Raw genomic sequence first — 15850 nt, 5'->3', positions numbered from 1 at the left:
CCTGCGGTCCCGCAATGGCACGATGCTTAACGGACGGTTTCCGGCTGACAACGGCTCCCGGCGCAGAAAAATTTTGTCCGCCGAAAGGTTGCCCGCGAGCAACACCGGAACGACGGCGAAATTAATGTTTCGTTAATACTTTCGGGCGGCCGCGCAGGTGGCGCCGCCTCATCCGCCGCGGCGTTCCGAGCCCGTCCCGACCTGGAACTCGGGATCGACCGGCACCTGCATCGCGGTCACGAGGGCGTTGGTCTTGGCCGCCATGCCGATCACCGCGAGCAACTCGCCGTGCTGAGCGTCGGTCATGCCCTTGGCCCGGGCGGCGGCGGTGTGGGAGTGGACGCAGTAGCCGCAGCCGTTGGCGGTCGAGACCGCGATGTAGATCATCTCCTTGGTCAGGGCATCGAGGGCGCCGCCGGCCATCACCACCTTCAGGCTCGCCCAGGTCCGCTCCAGCACCGCCGGCTGGTTGGCGAGGCCGCGCCAGAAGTTGTTGACGAACGGGTTCCCGCGGGTGGCGCGGATGTCGTCGAACACCGCCTTCACCCGCGGCTCGGCCGCCGCCTCCTCGTCGCTCCACAGCCGCGCCGTCGCCATCCCGAATCTCCCGTCGTGCTCGCGCCGACCTTTCCGCGAACGGCGCATCCCGTCGAGGGGGTGGGGACAGTCATCCACGGCTGTTCGATCGCGCCGGCGAAGTCGCAGTGCCGACCCTTCGCCGCTCGTCGGCCGGCGCCGGGACGAACGGGAGAGCCGGATCGACATCGCGTCGTCGCTTCCAAGTAACTCCGGGGAGGTAGTGCCGAGTGGACATCGGCAGCGGCTTGCCGGGCGATGGCGCCGACGATAGCACTTGCCTGCACACGGCAAAATTCGAAGAACCGTAGGGGAGGCTGCGATGAGCGCATCGGTTCCTGGATTCTCGGCTGTCATCGCATCGAAGATCGACCGGTCGGTCCAGCTACGGCGGTCCGAGATTCAGGGCGACGTGCTGATCGGGCTGCAGAAGGACGTCGAATTCTTCATCTTCTTCCGGATCGAGGATGCGGATGCGTTCAAGCGGGTGGTCCGGGACCATCTCGCCGATCTCGTCACGACGACCGAGGCCGTCCGCTCGCGCGAGTTGCAGATCGCGGCCGCCAAGGAGGCGGGCGACCTGGAGCGGCTGCCGTTCGTCGGCTTCAATCTCGGCTTCACGCACCAGGGCCTCGGCGCCCTGGTCGGGGAGGGGGGTGCCGACGGCATGGACCCGTCGTTCATGGCCGGCGCCGCCGCCCGCGCCGCCGACCTGAACGACCCGGCCGGCCAGGACGGCACGCTGGCGTGGAAGCCCGGCTTCGCCGATGGCGGGATCGACGGCGTGTTCCTTCTCACCGGCCCGCTGGACTGCAAGGATGCCGTCCATCCCCTCCTCGTGGAGAAGCGCGACGACGTGCTGGCCCTGGCCGGCGGATCGATCTCGATCGTCCACGAGGAGACCGGCCGGGTCCGGCCCGAGCGCGGCCACGAGCATTTCGGCTTCCGGGACGGCATCTCCAATCCGGGCGTGCGCGGGCTGACCCCGAACCAGAACCCGGCCGACGGCGACCAGGGCGCCCCGGGCCAGGACCTGCTGTGGCCGGGGGAGTTCGTGTTCGGCTATCCCGTGCAGGATCCGGAGAAACCCTTCACCGAGCCCGGCGACCCGCCCGGCCTGCCGCAGGCCTGGATGCGCGACGGCTCCTACATGGTGTTCCGGCGCCTGAAGCAGCTCGTCCCGGAATTCGACGCCTTCCTGGACGAGCGGGGCGAGGCGCTCGGTCTCGATCCGGCGCTGCTCGGCGCCCGCATGGTCGGCCGCTGGAAGAGCGGGGCGCCGGTGATGATCGCGCCGCTCCAGGACGAGCCCGCGATCGGCGGCGCGCCGCTGCTCAACAACGACTTCGAGTTCGGGTCCGACCCGCACCAGCGCCGCTGCCCCTACGCGGCCCATATCCGCAAGACCTATCCGCGCGACGACCTCGCCCGCCTGATCCCGAACGGCGAGGGCGTGGTGCAGACCCACCGCATCATGCGCGCCGGGATCCCGTTCGGGCCCGAGGTGACCGAGGCCGAGGCCGAATCCGGCACCAGCGCGGCTGAGCGCGGCCTGTTGTTCGTCTGCTACCAGACCTCGATCGTCGAGCAGTTCGAGTTCATCCAGAAGGACTGGAGCAACGCCCCGGGCTTCCTGTTCGACCAGACGCGACCGGGATCCGACGAGGCCGTCGAGCCCGGCCACGACCCGATCATCGGTCAGGCGTCGGGCGCCCGCGAGATGGACGAGCCGGTCCCGAACTACCCGTTCGGATCCCGGCGCTCGACGCTCGCCATGCCGAACCCGTTCGTGGTCCCGGACGCGGCGGCGTACTTCTTCATGCCGTCGATCTTCGCCCTGCGCACGGCCCTGTCGGAGCCGGGCCCCGCGACCGTGACCGCCTCGGCCGAGCGCAAGGGACGGGCCGAGGCCCGCACCTGAGCCCTCAGCCGCCGAGCGGCGCCGTCGCGCCCTCGAGCCAGTCGCGGGTCGCGGCGTCGAGGAGCGGCGACAGTTCCTCGCGCACCCGGGCGTGGTAGGCGTCGAGCCACGCCGCCTCGGCCGGACCGAGCAGGCCGGGATCGATCAGCGCGCGGTCGAACGGCGCCAGGGTCAGCGTCGCGAAGCCGAGCATCGGCCGTTCGCCGCCCGCCACCGCGCGCTCCTCGACCAGCACGAGGTTCTCCAGCCGGATGCCGTAGGCCCCCGCCCGGTAGTAGCCCGGTTCGTTCGAGACGATCATCCCGGGCTGGAGCGCGACGTGGCCGGTCTTGGCGATGCGCTGCGGCCCCTCGTGCACCGACAGGAACGCCCCGACGCCGTGGCCGGTGCCGTGGTCGAAGTCGAGCCCGGCCTCCCACAGCGGCCGGCGGGCGAAGCCGTCGATCTGGGCGCCGGTCGTGCCGCGGGGAAACACCGCGGTCGCGATCGCGATGTGCCCGCGCAGGACCCGGGTGTAGCGGTCGCGCATCTCGTCGGTCGGCGCGCCGACCGCGACGGTGCGGGTGATATCGGTGGTGCCGTCCGGGTACTGCGCGCCGGAATCGACGAGGAACAGCTCGCCCGGGGCGAGCCTCCGGTCGCTGGCCCGGGTCACCCGGTAATGCACGATCGCGCCGTTGGGGCCGCTGCCCGAGATGGTCGGGAACGACACGTCGCGCAGGTCGCCCGCCTCGGCCCGGAACGCTTCGAGGCGGGCGACCGCCGCGATCTCGCTGACCGCGCCGCCGGGCGCCTCGCCGGCGAGCCAGGCGAGGAACCGGGTCATGGCGGCGCCGTCGCGGCGGTGGGCGGCGCGGCTGCCGGCGATCTCGGCGGCGTTCTTCACCGCCTTCATCGCGGTGATCGGGTCGGGCCCGACATCGACGCGCCCGCCCGCCGCCTCGATCCGGCGGCGCAGCGCCACCGCGCCGGTCGCCGCGTCGAGGCGCACCGTCGCGCCGGCGCTGCCGAGGGCGTCGAGCCGCGCCGTCAGGGCGTCGGGGGCCGCGACCTCGGCGAGGCCGGACAGCGCCGCCTGCGCCTCCGGCGTCGGCTTGCCGGGATCGAGGAACAGCACCGGCATCCCCTCCCGCGGCAGGAGCGCGTAGCCGAGGGGGATCGGCGTGTGGGCGACGTCGCCGCCGCGCAGGTTGAACGTCCAGGCGAGGTTGTGCGGGTCCGAGACCACCAGGGCGTCGAGCTTCGCCCTGGCCAGCGCCTCGCGCACCCGCCCGATCTTGTCGGCGGCGGTCTCGCCCGCCAGCGCGTCGGGCTGCGGCACCACCGGGGCGCGCGGCGCGCCCGGCCGATCGACCCAGATCAGGTCGACGAGGTTGAGGTTCTGGGGTTCCAGCCGCCCGCCCGCCGCCGCGGCCGCCCGTTCCAGCTTGGCGAGGCCGTCCGGGGTGTGCAGCCACGGATCGTAGGCCAGCACCCCGCCGGGCGGCAGGTTGGCCTCGATCCACGCCTCCGGCGTCGTCTCGGCCAGCGGCACCGGGGTGACGAGCGCGGTGTCGACCTGCTCGGCCGCCTGGAGGGTGTAGCGCCCGTCGACCACCAGGGCGGCGCGGTCGCCCAGCACGATCGCGGTGCCGGCCGAGCCGGTGAAGCCGGTGAGCCACGCGAGGCGCTCGGCGTGGGGCGGCACGTATTCCGACTGGTGCTCGTCGGCCCGCGGCACCACGAAGCCGGCCAGCCCCCGCTGGGCCAGGGCGGCGCGCAGGGCGCCGATGCGGGCCGCGCCCTCCCGGTGGCCGGGATCCTCGAAGCTCTGGAAGCGGGCGGAGGAGGGGGGCGGGGCCGTGTGCGTCATGGCCCAAGCGTTACGCCCCGCCCTCCGGCCCGGCAATCCCGGGCCGGGTCAGTACAGCGGGTCGAGCCGGACGTTCGGGATCGCGAACGGGCCGACCATCACCCGCCCGTCGGCGAGCCGCACCGTCGGCAGTGGCCGCAGGCGGCCCTCGTCGGTGCCCGGCCGGGCCGGCGCCTCCGGCTCCTGGCGCCGGCCGCCGCCGAGGAACTGGCCGACGAGGTTGCCGACGAGCGCCGCGCCGTTGCCGCCGAGCCGGCTGCCGAGCTGGGCGCCGATCAGCGGGGCGATCACGCCTTCGAGCCCGGCGGTGCGGACCTCGAACCGGCCGGCGGGCCGGTGCTCGGGATCGAGCGCGACGGTGCCCTCGGCCTGGACCCGGCGGTCGCCCTTGGCCAGCGACAGCTTCGTCAGCTCGACCTCGCCGCCGGCGGCGCGCCACGCCTCCATCTCCACCGGCAGCGGCCGGGTGCGGAACCCCGTCGCCCGCGTCACCGTGGCGTCGAGGGCGATGTCGGCCGGCTCGCTGCCGCCGAGGATCGGGTCGAGCAGCGGCACGCCCGCCCGGGCGACCCGGGTGCTGAGGTCGATCGCGCCGTCGCCCTCGAAGCGGCCGGGGGTCGGCCGGGCGTGCAGTTCGAGATGGTCGGCGGTGAAGGCGACCGGCCGCGGCACCGCGCCGGAGACCTGCCCCTTGAGGCCGTCGACCACCAGCGAGGCGCGCTGGAAGCCGTCGCCGGTGAGGTGCAGGCTGCCCTCCAGCCCGGTCCAGGTCGCGTCGCCGATCCGGCCGTCCTGCTCGACGTGGAACGGCCCGGTCGCCTCCAGGATGACGTGGCGCGGCTGGTAGACCTGTGCCACCGCCACCACCGGCCCGACCGAGAAGGCGACGTCGGAGCGCGCGAAGCGCAGGGCCGCGCAGCGCAGTTCGAGCCGGAAGGGATAGCCGCCGATCGCGCGGTCGGCGCAGGTCCAGGTCCGGCCGGCGGCGGCCTCGCGGGCGATCCAGGCGTCGGTCTCCTGCGCCGCCTTGGCCCGGGCCCAGAACCACCCGCCGGTCCACAAGGCGGCCACCAGCACCAACAGCCCGAACGGCACGAACAGGCCGAGCCGCAGGCCCGGCTTGCGGCCCGCGGCCGTCTCCGGCGGTGAGGTCATGCGATCCATCCCCTGATCCCTCGCCCGATTGAATCGCCTCCCCGTAGCTGCTACCGGCCGCGGCCGGCAAGGAGAGCGAGACGGGCGGGCCGGGGCGGCCGGCTCCCGATCGCCGATTCCGGGAGGACGGACGTGGAGGCGGGCGGCGCGCCGGCGGATCTGTGGGTGTTCGGCTACGGCTCGCTGATGTGGCGGCCGGGCTTCCCGTTCGTCGAGGAGCGGCCGGGGCGGCTGCGCGGCTACCACCGCTCGCTCTGCGTCCTGTCCCACGTCCATCGCGGCACGCCGGAGCGGCCCGGCCTCGTCCTCGGGCTCGACCGCGGCGGAAGCTGCCGCGGCATGGCGTTCCGGGTCGCCGCCGCGGCCGCCGGCGAGACCCTCGCGTACCTGCGGGCGCGCGAGCAGGTGACGGCGGTCTATGTCGAGCGGCGCCTCGGCGTCACCCTCGACGACGGCCGCCGGATCGAGGCGGTGACCTATCTCGTCGACCGCACCCACCCGCAATATGCCGGCCGCCTGCCGGAGGCCGACCTGCTGCGCCTCGTGCGCCAGGGCCTCGGCCGGTCCGGCCCGAACCCAGACTACGTCCGCCACACCCACGACCGGCTGGTGGCCCTCGGCATCGCCGATCCGCTCCTCGCCCGGGTCGCGGCCGCCTGCGCGGTGCCGAGCCCGTAGGCGGGCGCCGGCCCTCCGACGGGGCCCGAGGCGATCATTCCCGGTTCAGGCGCGTTGGTCCCCAACCTCGCGGCGGCCGCCAAGGAACCGCCGCCAAGGAGCCGCCGCCAAGGGGGCCGCATCCCGGCCGCCGCGCAACGGAGTCGCCCCGCGTTGATGACCCCCACCACCCACCTCGCCCTCATCAACGTCTTCGTCGGCGACATCCAGGGCGGGCTCGGCCCCTTCCTCGGCACCTGGCTGGCGCAGGCGGCGCAGTGGGGGCCGAGCCAGGTCGGCCTCGTCACCACCCTCGTCGGCTTCGCGACGCTGGGCCTGAGCGGCCCGATGGGCGCCCTCGTCGACCGGCTGGCGCGGCCGCGGCTGCTGCTCGCCGTCGCCTGCGGGGCGATCCTCGCCGGCACGCTGGCGCTGCTGCCGGCGCGCTCCTTTCCCGCCGTGCTGGCGGCGCAGTTCGTCGCGGCGCTCGGCGGCACGCTGGTGGTGCCGGCGGTCGCCTTCCTCACCCTCGGCATGGTCGGCAAGCAGGCGTTCCCGCGCCAGCAGGGCCGCAACCAGGCCTACAACCACGTCGGCATCCTCGGCGCGGCCCTGGTCATCGGCTTCGGCACGCCGCATGTCGGCCCGAGCATCGCGTTCTGGGTCCTCGGCCTGCTCGCCGCCGCCGCGATCGTCGCCGCCGCGACCACGCCGGCGGGCGCCTTCAACCGGCGCCGGGCGGCCGGCTGGAAGGAGGACGACGCGGACGACGCGCCGCAGCGCTCGGCGATCCTCGCGGTGCTCTCCGATCGCCGCCTGCTGATCCTGTCGGCGGCCCTCGCCCTGTTCAGCCTGTCCAACGGCTCGATGCTGAGCCTCATCGGCCAGAAGCTCGTCGCCTCGGGCCAGGACGGCACCGGCTGGACCGCCCGCTACGTCATGGTGGCGCAACTCGTGATGATCCCGGTGGCGCTGTTCTCCGGCTCCCTCGCCGACCGCCGCGGCCGGCGCCTGCTCCTCGTCGTCGCCTGCGCGGTGCTGCCGGTGCGCGCGGTGCTCTCGGCCCTGGTCGCCGACCCGCTCTGGCTGATCTCGGCCCAGATCCTCGACGGCGTCGCCTCGGGGGTGATCGGGGTCGCGGTGCCGGTGGTGGTCGCCGACCTCACCTGGGGCTCGGGCCGGACCCAGACCGCGCTCGGCTCGGTGGCGGCGGTGCAGGGCATCGGCGGGGCGCTCTCGGGCTGGTTCGGCGGCCTGCTGGCGATCCATCTCGGCTGGACCTGGACCTTCCTGATCCTGGCGGTGCCGGCCGCGGCGGCGCTCGCCCTCGCGTGGTGGCTGGAGGAGAGCTGCGCGCCGGGCGGGACGGGAGCGGCCGGCGAGCCCTGCGGCACCGGCGCCGAGGCGGCCACGACCTGAGGGAGGCCCTCCCCAGCCTTGCAGAGCCGGAGGCGGGCGTCACTCCGCCATAAGCACAACGGCGAGTTGACACCCGCACGGCCGCTGTGCTGTTTCGCCCATGCCGAACGCGCATAAGCGCGGTCCAATAAATGCAAGGGTGAAGCGCCGCGATGGTCCAACCGACCACAGCCGTCAAAGAAGGGTCGTCCGCGCCGGACATCGTCCTGGCGACGGAGGGGCTGACGATGGAGTTCAAGGGCTTCCGGGCCGTGAACGGCGTCGCCCTCCAGGTGAAGCGCGGCACGATCCACGCCCTGATCGGCCCGAACGGCGCCGGCAAGACCACCTGCTTCAACCTGCTCACCAAGTTCCTGACGCCGACCGCCGGCACGATCCGCTACAACGGCCGCGACATCACCAGGATGAAACCCGCCGACGTGGCGCGGCTCGGCCTCGTGCGCTCGTTCCAGATCTCGGCGGTGTTCCCGCACCTCACCGTGAAGGAGAACGTCCGCATCGCCCTCCAGCGGCGCAAGCGCGGCGACTCGTTCGATTTCTGGCGCTCCGAGACGGTGCTGCGGCAGCTCAACGACGAGGCGCTCGCCCTTGTGGAGGCGGTCGGCCTGACGAGCTTCTCCGACATCCCGGCGGTCGAGCTGTCTTACGGCCGCAAGCGCGCGCTCGAGATCGCCACGACCCTGGCGCTGGAGCCCGAGATGCTGCTCCTCGACGAGCCGATGGCCGGCATGGGCCACGAGGACGTCGACCGCACCGCGGCGCTGATCCGCCGGGTGTCGCAGAACCGCACCATCCTGATGGTCGAGCACAACCTCTCGGTGGTCGCCTCGCTCTCCGACCGCATCACCGTGCTCGCCCGCGGGCAGGTGCTGGCCGAGGGCGACTACGCCACCGTGTCGAAGGATCCCCGCGTGATCGAAGCGTATATCGGAGCCGGTCATGGCTGAGGCGGTGATGACGAGGCCGGGCGCGCCGGCCGCGGCCGGCGCCGCCCCGCTGCTCTCCGTGCAGGGCCTCGAAGGCTGGTACGGCGAGAGCCACGTGCTGCACGGCATCTCCTTCGACGTGCGGCCCGGCGAGGTGGTGACGCTGCTCGGCCGCAACGGCGCCGGCAAGACCACGACCCTGCGCGCGATCATCGGCATCCTCGGCAAGCGCAAGGGCTCGATCCGCTACGATGGTCAGGAGACCATCGGCATGGCCTCGCGCAACATCGCCAAGCTCGGCCTCGGCTACGTGCCGGAGGAGCGCGGCATCTTCTCGAGCCTGTCGGTCTACGAGAACCTGATGCTGCCGCCGCGGGTGAAGCCCGGCGGCATGACCGTCGAGCAGATCTACACCCTGTTCCCGAACCTCAAGGAGCGCTCGGGCAGCCAGGGCACCAAGCTGTCGGGCGGCGAGCAGCAGATGCTCGCCATCGGGCGCATCCTGAGGACGGGCGCCAAGCTGATCCTGCTCGACGAGCCGACCGAGGGCCTCGCCCCGGTCATCGTGCAGCAGATCGGCCGCACGCTCGCCCGGCTGAAGACCGAGGGCTACACGATCGTGCTGGTGGAGCAGAACTTCCGCTTCGCCCAGACCGTGGCCGACCGGCACTTCGTGGTCGAGCAGGGCCGGGTGATCGACATGATCCCCAACGCCGAGCTCGATGCCAACATCGACAAGCTCCACACCTATCTCGGTGTCTGAATGGCGGCGCCCGGACCCCCCGGTCCGGGCGCCGGGCCGGACGCGGACCCCACGGTCACGCAGCCGGCCGCTCCGCCGGGCGGCCTGGAGCCGGTGCGGCCGCGGCGCCGCGCCGGGCTCGGCCGCGCCGCCCCTCCGCCCCGGCCGCCGGTTCGGCGTGACGAACCGGCGGCTCCCCCACGGCCCGACCCAACGTCCTCCGCCCCGGTGCGGCGGCAGGACCGGAGGAAACCGATGCTGACACGACTTCTCCTCGCGACCGCGCTCGGTGCGCTCGCCGCCGGCACCGCCCTGGCGCAGACGCCGGTGAAGATCGGCGTGCTCAACGACCGCTCGGGCGTCTACGCCGACCTGTCGGGCGAGGGCTCGGTCGTCGCCGCCCGCATGGCGGTCGAGGACTTCAAGGCCGCCGACAAGGGCCTGAAGGTCGAGATCGTCTCGGCCGACCACCAGAACAAGCCCGACGTCGGCGCCTCGCTCGCCCGGCAATGGTACGACCGCGACGGCGTCGACGCGATCTTCGACGTGCCGACCTCCTCGGTCGCGCTGGCGGTCGCCCAGGTCTCGCGCGAGAAGAACAAGGCGTTCATCGATTCCGGCGCCGGCACCGCCGACCTCACCGGCCCGCAATGCGCCCCGACCACGGTGCACTGGACCTACGACACGGTGGCGCTCGCCAACGGCACTGGCAGCGCGATGGTCAAGCGCGGCGGCGACACCTGGTACTTCCTCACCGCCGACTACGCCTTCGGCCAGGCGCTCCAGCGCGACACCACCGCGGTGGTGACCAAGAACGGCGGCAAGGTCGTCGGCTCGGTCAAGACCCCGTTCCCGACCTCCGACTTCTCGTCGTTCCTGCTCCAGGCCCAGGCGTCGAAGGCGAAGGTGATCGGGCTCGCCAATGCCGGCGGCGACACCATCAACGCGATCAAGCAGGCGGCGGAGTTCGGCATCACCGAGGGCGGGCAGGCGCTCGCCGGGCTGCTGATCTTCTCCTCCGACGTCCACGCCCTGACCCCGAAGGTGGCGCAGGGCCTCGTCTTCACCGAGCCGTTCTACTGGGACCTCAACGACGGCACCCGGGCCTTCTCGGACCGCTTCGCCAAGCTGTCGGGCGGCAAGAAGCCGACCGCGGTGCAGGCCGGCGTCTACGCCAGCGTGCTGCACTACCTCAAGGCGGTCGAGGCGCTGAAGGAGTCCGGCGACGGCACCAAGGTGGTCGCCAAGATGAAGGAACTGCCGACCGACGATCCGCTGTTCGGCAAGGGCACGATCCGCCCCGACGGCCGCAAGATCCACGACATGTACCTGTTCGAGGTCAAGAAGCCCGGCGAGTCGAAGAACCCCTGGGACCTCTACAAGACCCTGGCGACCATTCCGGCCGCCGAGGCGTTCCGCCCGCTGAACGAGGGCAACTGCCCGCTCGTCGCCAAGAACTGAGCTTTTTTCCCGAATGCTCCGGCCGGGACGGCGCGCGCCGCCCCGGCCCTCGCCGCAGCCCCGCACCGAGTCGTTGACTTGCCATGATCACCATCCTCGGCGTCCCCATGCAGGCGCTCTTCGGCCAGCTCCTGCTCGGCCTCATCAACGGCTCGTTCTACGCCATCCTGTCGCTGGGGCTGGCGATCATCTTCGGGCTGCTCAACATCATCAACTTCACCCACGGCGCCCAGTACATGATGGGCGCCTTCGTCGCCTGGATGCTGCTGAACTACGCCGGCCTCGGCTATTGGTGGGCGCTGATCCTCGCTCCGATCATCGTCGGCCTCTTCGGGGTGATCCTGGAGCGGCTGCTGATCGCGCGGCTCTACAAGCTCGACCACCTCTACGGCCTGCTGCTCACCTTCGGCCTCGCCCTCATCATCCAGGGCCTGTTCCGCAACGAGTACGGCGTCTCGGGCCTGCCCTACGCCATCCCCTCCGAGCTGTCGGGCGGCCAGCGCCTGCCGTTCATGTTCCTGCCGAACTACCGCGGCTGGGTCGTGGTCGCCTCGCTCGTCGTCTGCATCGCGACCTGGCTCGTCATCGAGAAGACCAAGCTCGGCGCGTATCTCCGCGCCGCGACCGAGAACCCGACCCTCGTCCAGGCCTTCGGCGTGAACGTGCCGCTGCTGCTCACCCTCACCTACGGCTTCGGCGTCGCGCTCGCCGCCTTCGCGGGCGTGCTCGCCGCCCCCGTCTACTCGGTCAACCCGAACATGGGCGCCGACATCATCATCGTGGTGTTCGCGGTCGTGGTGATCGGCGGCATGGGCTCGATCCTCGGCTCGATCGTCACCGGCTTCACCCTCGGGCTGATCGAGGGGCTCACCAAGGTCTTCTATCCCGAGGCGTCCTCGACCGTGATCTTCGTCATCATGGTGCTGGTGCTGCTGGTGAAGCCCGCCGGCCTGTTCGGCCGCACCGCCTGATCCCGACCCCCTTTCCGAGGACCGCCCGAGATGGCCCATTCCGCCGCGGCCGCCGACGCCGCCCCGATCGCCACCACCGGCCTGCCGGAGAGCCGCGACGCCCGCGCCCTGCACCGCCGCGTGTTCATCGGCATCGCCGTGATGCTCGTCGTGCTGCCCTTCGTCCTCTACCCCGTGTTCCTGATGAAGGTGCTGTGCTTCGCGCTGTTCGCGCTGGCCTTCAACCTGCTGCTCGGCTACGGCGGCCTGCTGTCGTTCGGCCACGCCGCCTACTTCGGCATGGCGAGCTACCTGTGCGCCTACGCCGCCAAGACCTGGGGCGTGACGCCCGAGATCGCGGTCGTCATTGGCACGGTCACGGCGGCCCTGCTCGGCCTCGTGTTCGGGGCGCTGGCGATCCGGCGCCAGGGCATCTACTTCTCGATGATCACCCTGGCGCTCGCCCAGATGGTGTTCTTCTTCTCGCTGCAAGCAAAATTCACCGGCGGCGAGGACGGCATCCAGGCGGTGCCGCGCGGCCACCTGTTCGGGGTCATCAGCCTCGCCGACGACCGGGTGCTGTACGTCCTCGTGGCGGTGATCTTCTTCGCCGGGCTGGCGCTGATCTACCGCATCATCCACTCGCCGTTCGGCCAGGTGCTCAAGGCGATCCGCGACAACGAGCCCCGCGCGATCTCGCTGGGCTACCGCGCCAACCAGTACAAGCTCGCGGTGTTCGTGCTCTCGGCGACGCTCGCCGGCCTCGCCGGCTCGACCAAGGCGATCGTATTCCAGCTCGCCTCGCTCACCGACGTGCACTGGTCGATGTCGGGCGAGGTCGTGCTGATGACGCTGGTCGGCGGCATGGGCACTGTGTTCGGCCCGATCCTCGGCGCCTTCGTCATCATCGCGATGGAGAACTACCTCGCGCAGTTCGGCGCCTGGGTGACGATCATCCAGGGCGTCGTGTTCGTGGTCTGCGTGCTGCTGTTCCGCGAGGGCATCGTCGGGCTGTTCGCCCGCCTGCTCAAGAAGCCGCTCTGATCCCTGGGGCGGGGCCGCCGGCTCCGCCCTACTCGTCGCCGTCCTCGGGCGCCCCGGCGCCCCACAGCACCTGGAGCCGGGCGCGCAGCTCCTCCGGGTCCGGGTCGCCGCCGAAGAACCGTCCGTCGTACTCGGCCGTGGCGCGGAACGCCGCCGCGGCGAGCCGCTCGCCCTCTCGCGTGAGGTGCAGGCCGTGCGAGCGCCGGTCGACCGGCGCCCGGTCGATGAGGCCGCGGGCCGCGAGCCGCGCCACCAGCGGCGCCATGTTGGCCCGCTTGATCCCGAGCAGCCGCCCGAGCGCGCTCTGGGTCGCGTTCCGGTTCTCCGCCAGCACCATCAGCACCGTCGCCTCGGTGATGCGCAGGTCGAGCGGCACCAGCGCCTCGGCGAGCCCCGCCATCAGCGCCGCCGAGGCCCGCCGCAACTGGTAGCCCAGCCGCGCCTCCATCGGGTTGACCAGCGGCGTGTCGTCCTCGGGCATGACGTCGGGGGTCCGTGTCGTTGGGAAGCGGCTGCGCTGCCGGAGGGCGCCCTCTAAGCACCGATCGCGGGGGGGCGCAACGACAGCGCCCGGCCACTCTCCCCCTTTCCCGGACGAGTGCAGCGTCAGCGGAAGGAGATCCGGGATCCTGCACAAGGAGTCGCGAAGCGTCCGTCTTCAACAGCCGTGCCGTCGCACGGAGCCGCTTCGCGGCACATCTGACGTCTGGATTCCGGATCTCCTTCCACTGCGTTCCAGTCGTCCGGAAAAAGGGGGAGGATGTTCCAGCGGACATGGATGACCGTGGGGGCCTGCGGCGTCTCCGCGACCCGACGCACAGGCTTGATCCCACGGCCCTGCGGTGCTCTATTGCTATACAACATAGCAATAACCCGACCGGGAGTGGAACGATGACGGCGAGCGGGCCTGAACCGCGCGGGGCCTCCGCGCAGACCGGGGGCGGGGACGGGCGCCGTCCGGCCCTGGCGCGGCTCCTCGCGCCCCGCTCCATCGCCATCGTCGGCGCCTCGGACAAGCCCGGCGCCCTCGGCGCCTCGGTGCTGGCCAACCTGGAGCGGTTCGGCTTCCCGGGCGAGATCCATCTGGTCAACCCGAAGCGCGACCGCATCGGCGGCCGCGCCTGCGTCCCCGGCGTCGCCGACCTGCCCCTGGGGATCGACGCCGCAGTGCTGGCGATCCCGGGACCGGCGGTGCTCGACGCGGTGCGGGCGCTGGCGGAGCGGGGTGCCGGCGCCGCGGTGATCTTCGCCGCCGGCTTCGCCGAGGGCGGCGAGGAGGGGAGGGCGGCCCAAGTCGAGATCGCCCGGATCGCCCGCGAGACCGGCATGGTGATCGAGGGACCGAACTGCCTCGGGCTCACCAACTACGCCGCGGGCGTGCCCCTGACCTTCGTGGCGAGCGCGCCGCAGGCGGTGCCGGAATCCGGCGGCGTCGGCATCGTGTCGCAATCGGGCGCGATGGCGGTGGTGCTCGGCACGATGCTGAGCGCCAAGGGGCTGCCGCTGACCCTCTCGGTCTCGACCGGCAACGAGGCGGCGAGCGGCGTCGAGGACTACGTCGAGCACCTCGTCGACGACCCCGCGACCCGCGTGATCGCGATGGTGGTCGAGCAGTTCCGGGCGCCGCGCCGCTTCCTCGCCGCCGCCGAGCGGGCGCGGGCCGCCGGCAAGCCGGTGGTGCTGCTGCATCCCGGCCGCAGCAGCGCGGCCCGCGACTCCGCCGCGACCCATACCGGCGCGATGGCGGGCGACTGGGCGCTGATGCGGGCCAAGGTGGAGCAGGCCGGGCTCGTCGTCGCCGACGGGCTCGAGATGCTCGCCGACTGCGTCGACATCGCGTTCCGCTGCGGCCCGGTGCCGGCCGGCGGCACCGCGGTCCTGACCGAGTCCGGTGCGTTCAAGGCGCTCGCCCTCGACCTCGCCGAGGCGATCGGCCTCGACCTGCCGGCCGTCGGCCCCGAGGCCGCCGCGACCTTGCGCGCCGCGATGCCGGACTTCATCCCGGTCTCGAACCCCCTCGATCTCACCGCCCAGACGCTGGTCGATCCCGACCTCTACCGCCGCGCCCTCGCGGCGATCCTCGCCGATCCGGGCTTCGGCAGCGTCGTCCTCGGCATCATCCAGACCGATCCCGAGACCGCCGCCCAGAAATTCTCTCCCATCACCGCGGCGTTGCGCGGGCTCGGGGTCGGCAAGCCGGTCCTGTTCGCCGGCCTCGACGAGGGCGCGGCCGTGCCGCCGGACTACGTCGCGGACCTGCGCGCCCTCGGCGTGCCGTACTTCCCCGCCCCCGACCGGGCCTTCCGGGCGCTCGCCGCCCTGCGGCGCGGCGCGGAGACCGGCGCCGAGGCCGCCGACCCGATCGCGCTGGCGCTGCCGGCCGCGGGCGGCATGATCCCGGAGCACCGCGCCAAGGCGCTGCTGGCGCCGGCCGGCCTGCCGTTCCCGCCCGGCGCCTTCGCGGCGAGCGTGGCCGAGGCCGAGGCCGCCGCCGCCCGCCTCGGCTACCCGGTGGCGCTGAAGGCGCAGGCGGCGGCACTGCCGCATAAGAGTGACGCCGGCGGCGTGGCCCTCGGCATCGCCGATGCGGCGGCGCTGGAGCGGGCCTGGGGCGCGATGCACGAGGCGGTCGCCCGGCACGTCCCGGGGCTGGTGCTCGACGGCGTGCTGGTCGAGGCGATGGGCCGGCGCGGCACCGAGCTGATCGTCGGCGCCCGCAACGATCCCGACTGGGGCGCCGTCATCCTGGTCGGGTTCGGCGGGGTGCAGGCGGAGATCCTGAAGGACGTGCGCCTGCTGCCGGCCGGCCTGTCGCGCACCGCCATCGCGGCGGAACTGCGGGCACTGCGCGCCGGGGCCCTGCTCGACGGCTGGCGCGGCAGCCCGGCCCTCGACGTCGAGGCGGTGGTCGACCTCGTGGTGGTGCTCGGCCGGGTCCTCGCCGGCACCCCGGCGATCCGCGAGATCGACCTCAACCCGGTGGTGGTCCACCCGGCCGGGGACGGTGTCGTCGCCCTCGACGCCCTGATCCTGGCGGATCCGGCCTGACGCCGGGCCACCGGTTCATACGATTTTCGATTGATCGCTCGGCGATTGCTGCGCAATCGCTTCGCGATGCGAAAATCGGCTTCGCTCAGGCGCCGCGCG

The 15850-nt window shown here is 72.6% G+C and carries 13 protein-coding genes; 9 read left to right on the top strand and 4 right to left on the bottom strand.

The annotated features are described in order from the left end of the window. Positions 1-168: 168 nt before the first annotated feature. Positions 169-597 carry a carboxymuconolactone decarboxylase family protein gene (locus EOE48_RS02860; RefSeq protein WP_127727272.1) on the bottom strand — a complete coding sequence of 143 codons (429 nt, stop codon included), beginning with the start codon at positions 595-597 and terminating at the stop codon, positions 169-171. Between the two features lie 301 nt (positions 598-898). On the opposite strand from EOE48_RS02860, the gene EOE48_RS02855 reads away from it, so the two are divergent. Next, positions 899-2497, top strand: a complete 1599-nt coding sequence (locus EOE48_RS02855) for a Dyp-type peroxidase (protein ID WP_127727271.1) — start codon at positions 899-901, stop codon at positions 2495-2497. Between the two features lie 4 nt (positions 2498-2501). On the opposite strand, the gene EOE48_RS02850 is transcribed toward EOE48_RS02855, so the two are convergent. Both EOE48_RS02850 and EOE48_RS02845 read right to left on the bottom strand, forming a co-directional pair. Then, complete coding sequence (locus EOE48_RS02850; protein ID WP_127727270.1) at positions 2502-4349, bottom strand: aminopeptidase P family protein; 1848 nt, start codon at positions 4347-4349, stop codon at positions 2502-2504. Between the two features lie 48 nt (positions 4350-4397). Next, positions 4398-5504, bottom strand: a complete 1107-nt coding sequence (locus tag EOE48_RS02845; RefSeq protein ID WP_246153921.1) for a DUF2125 domain-containing protein — start codon at positions 5502-5504, stop codon at positions 4398-4400. Between the two features lie 132 nt (positions 5505-5636). Between EOE48_RS02845 and EOE48_RS02840 the strand changes: the two genes are divergently transcribed. The 7 genes from EOE48_RS02840 (at position 5637) to EOE48_RS02810 (ending at position 12703) form a co-directional block, all read left to right on the top strand. Then, the gene (locus tag EOE48_RS02840; protein ID WP_127727268.1) at positions 5637-6182 is read left to right on the top strand and encodes a gamma-glutamylcyclotransferase; all 546 of its coding nucleotides are present in this window, start codon (positions 5637-5639) and stop codon (positions 6180-6182) included. 156 nt (positions 6183-6338) lie between these two features. Further along, a complete protein-coding gene (locus EOE48_RS02835; protein ID WP_127727267.1) occupies positions 6339-7580 on the top strand; it encodes an MFS transporter in 1242 nt (413 codons plus the stop codon). A gap of 227 nt (positions 7581-7807) precedes the next feature. Then, complete coding sequence (locus EOE48_RS02830; RefSeq protein WP_246153920.1) at positions 7808-8527, top strand: ABC transporter ATP-binding protein; 720 nt, start codon at positions 7808-7810, stop codon at positions 8525-8527. Then, positions 8520-9269 (top strand): ABC transporter ATP-binding protein, encoded by a 750-nt coding sequence (locus EOE48_RS02825; protein WP_127727265.1) that lies wholly within the window; start codon positions 8520-8522, stop codon positions 9267-9269. Before EOE48_RS02830 ends, EOE48_RS02825 begins: the two co-directional genes overlap by 8 nt. 234 nt (positions 9270-9503) lie before the next feature. Further along, a complete protein-coding gene (locus tag EOE48_RS02820; RefSeq protein WP_127727264.1) occupies positions 9504-10709 on the top strand; it encodes an ABC transporter substrate-binding protein in 1206 nt (401 codons plus the stop codon). An 83-nt stretch (positions 10710-10792) separates the two neighbouring features. Beyond that, positions 10793-11680: a branched-chain amino acid ABC transporter permease gene (locus EOE48_RS02815; protein ID WP_127727263.1), complete on the top strand. Its 888-nt coding sequence runs from the start codon at positions 10793-10795 to the stop codon at positions 11678-11680. A gap of 30 nt (positions 11681-11710) precedes the next feature. Next, positions 11711-12703, top strand: a complete 993-nt coding sequence (locus EOE48_RS02810) for a branched-chain amino acid ABC transporter permease (protein WP_127727262.1) — start codon at positions 11711-11713, stop codon at positions 12701-12703. Between the two features lie 28 nt (positions 12704-12731). Here the strand turns inward: EOE48_RS02810 and EOE48_RS29065 are convergent, their stop codons facing one another. Continuing rightward, on the bottom strand, positions 12732-13184 hold the full coding sequence (locus EOE48_RS29065) for a MarR family winged helix-turn-helix transcriptional regulator (RefSeq protein ID WP_187371302.1): 453 nt from the start codon (positions 13182-13184) through the stop codon (positions 12732-12734). 410 nt (positions 13185-13594) lie between these two features. Here EOE48_RS29065 and EOE48_RS02800 point away from each other — a divergent pair, with 410 nt between their 5' ends. Then, positions 13595-15751, top strand: coding sequence for an acetate--CoA ligase family protein (locus EOE48_RS02800; protein ID WP_127727261.1), 2157 nt, complete (start codon positions 13595-13597; stop codon positions 15749-15751). Positions 15752-15850: the final 99 nt, after the last annotated feature.

The sequence above is a fragment of the Methylobacterium oryzihabitans genome (assembly GCF_004004555.2).
GTDB lineage: Bacteria > Pseudomonadota > Alphaproteobacteria > Rhizobiales > Beijerinckiaceae > Methylobacterium > Methylobacterium oryzihabitans.
This window is presented reverse-complemented; position numbering and strand designations above follow the sequence as displayed.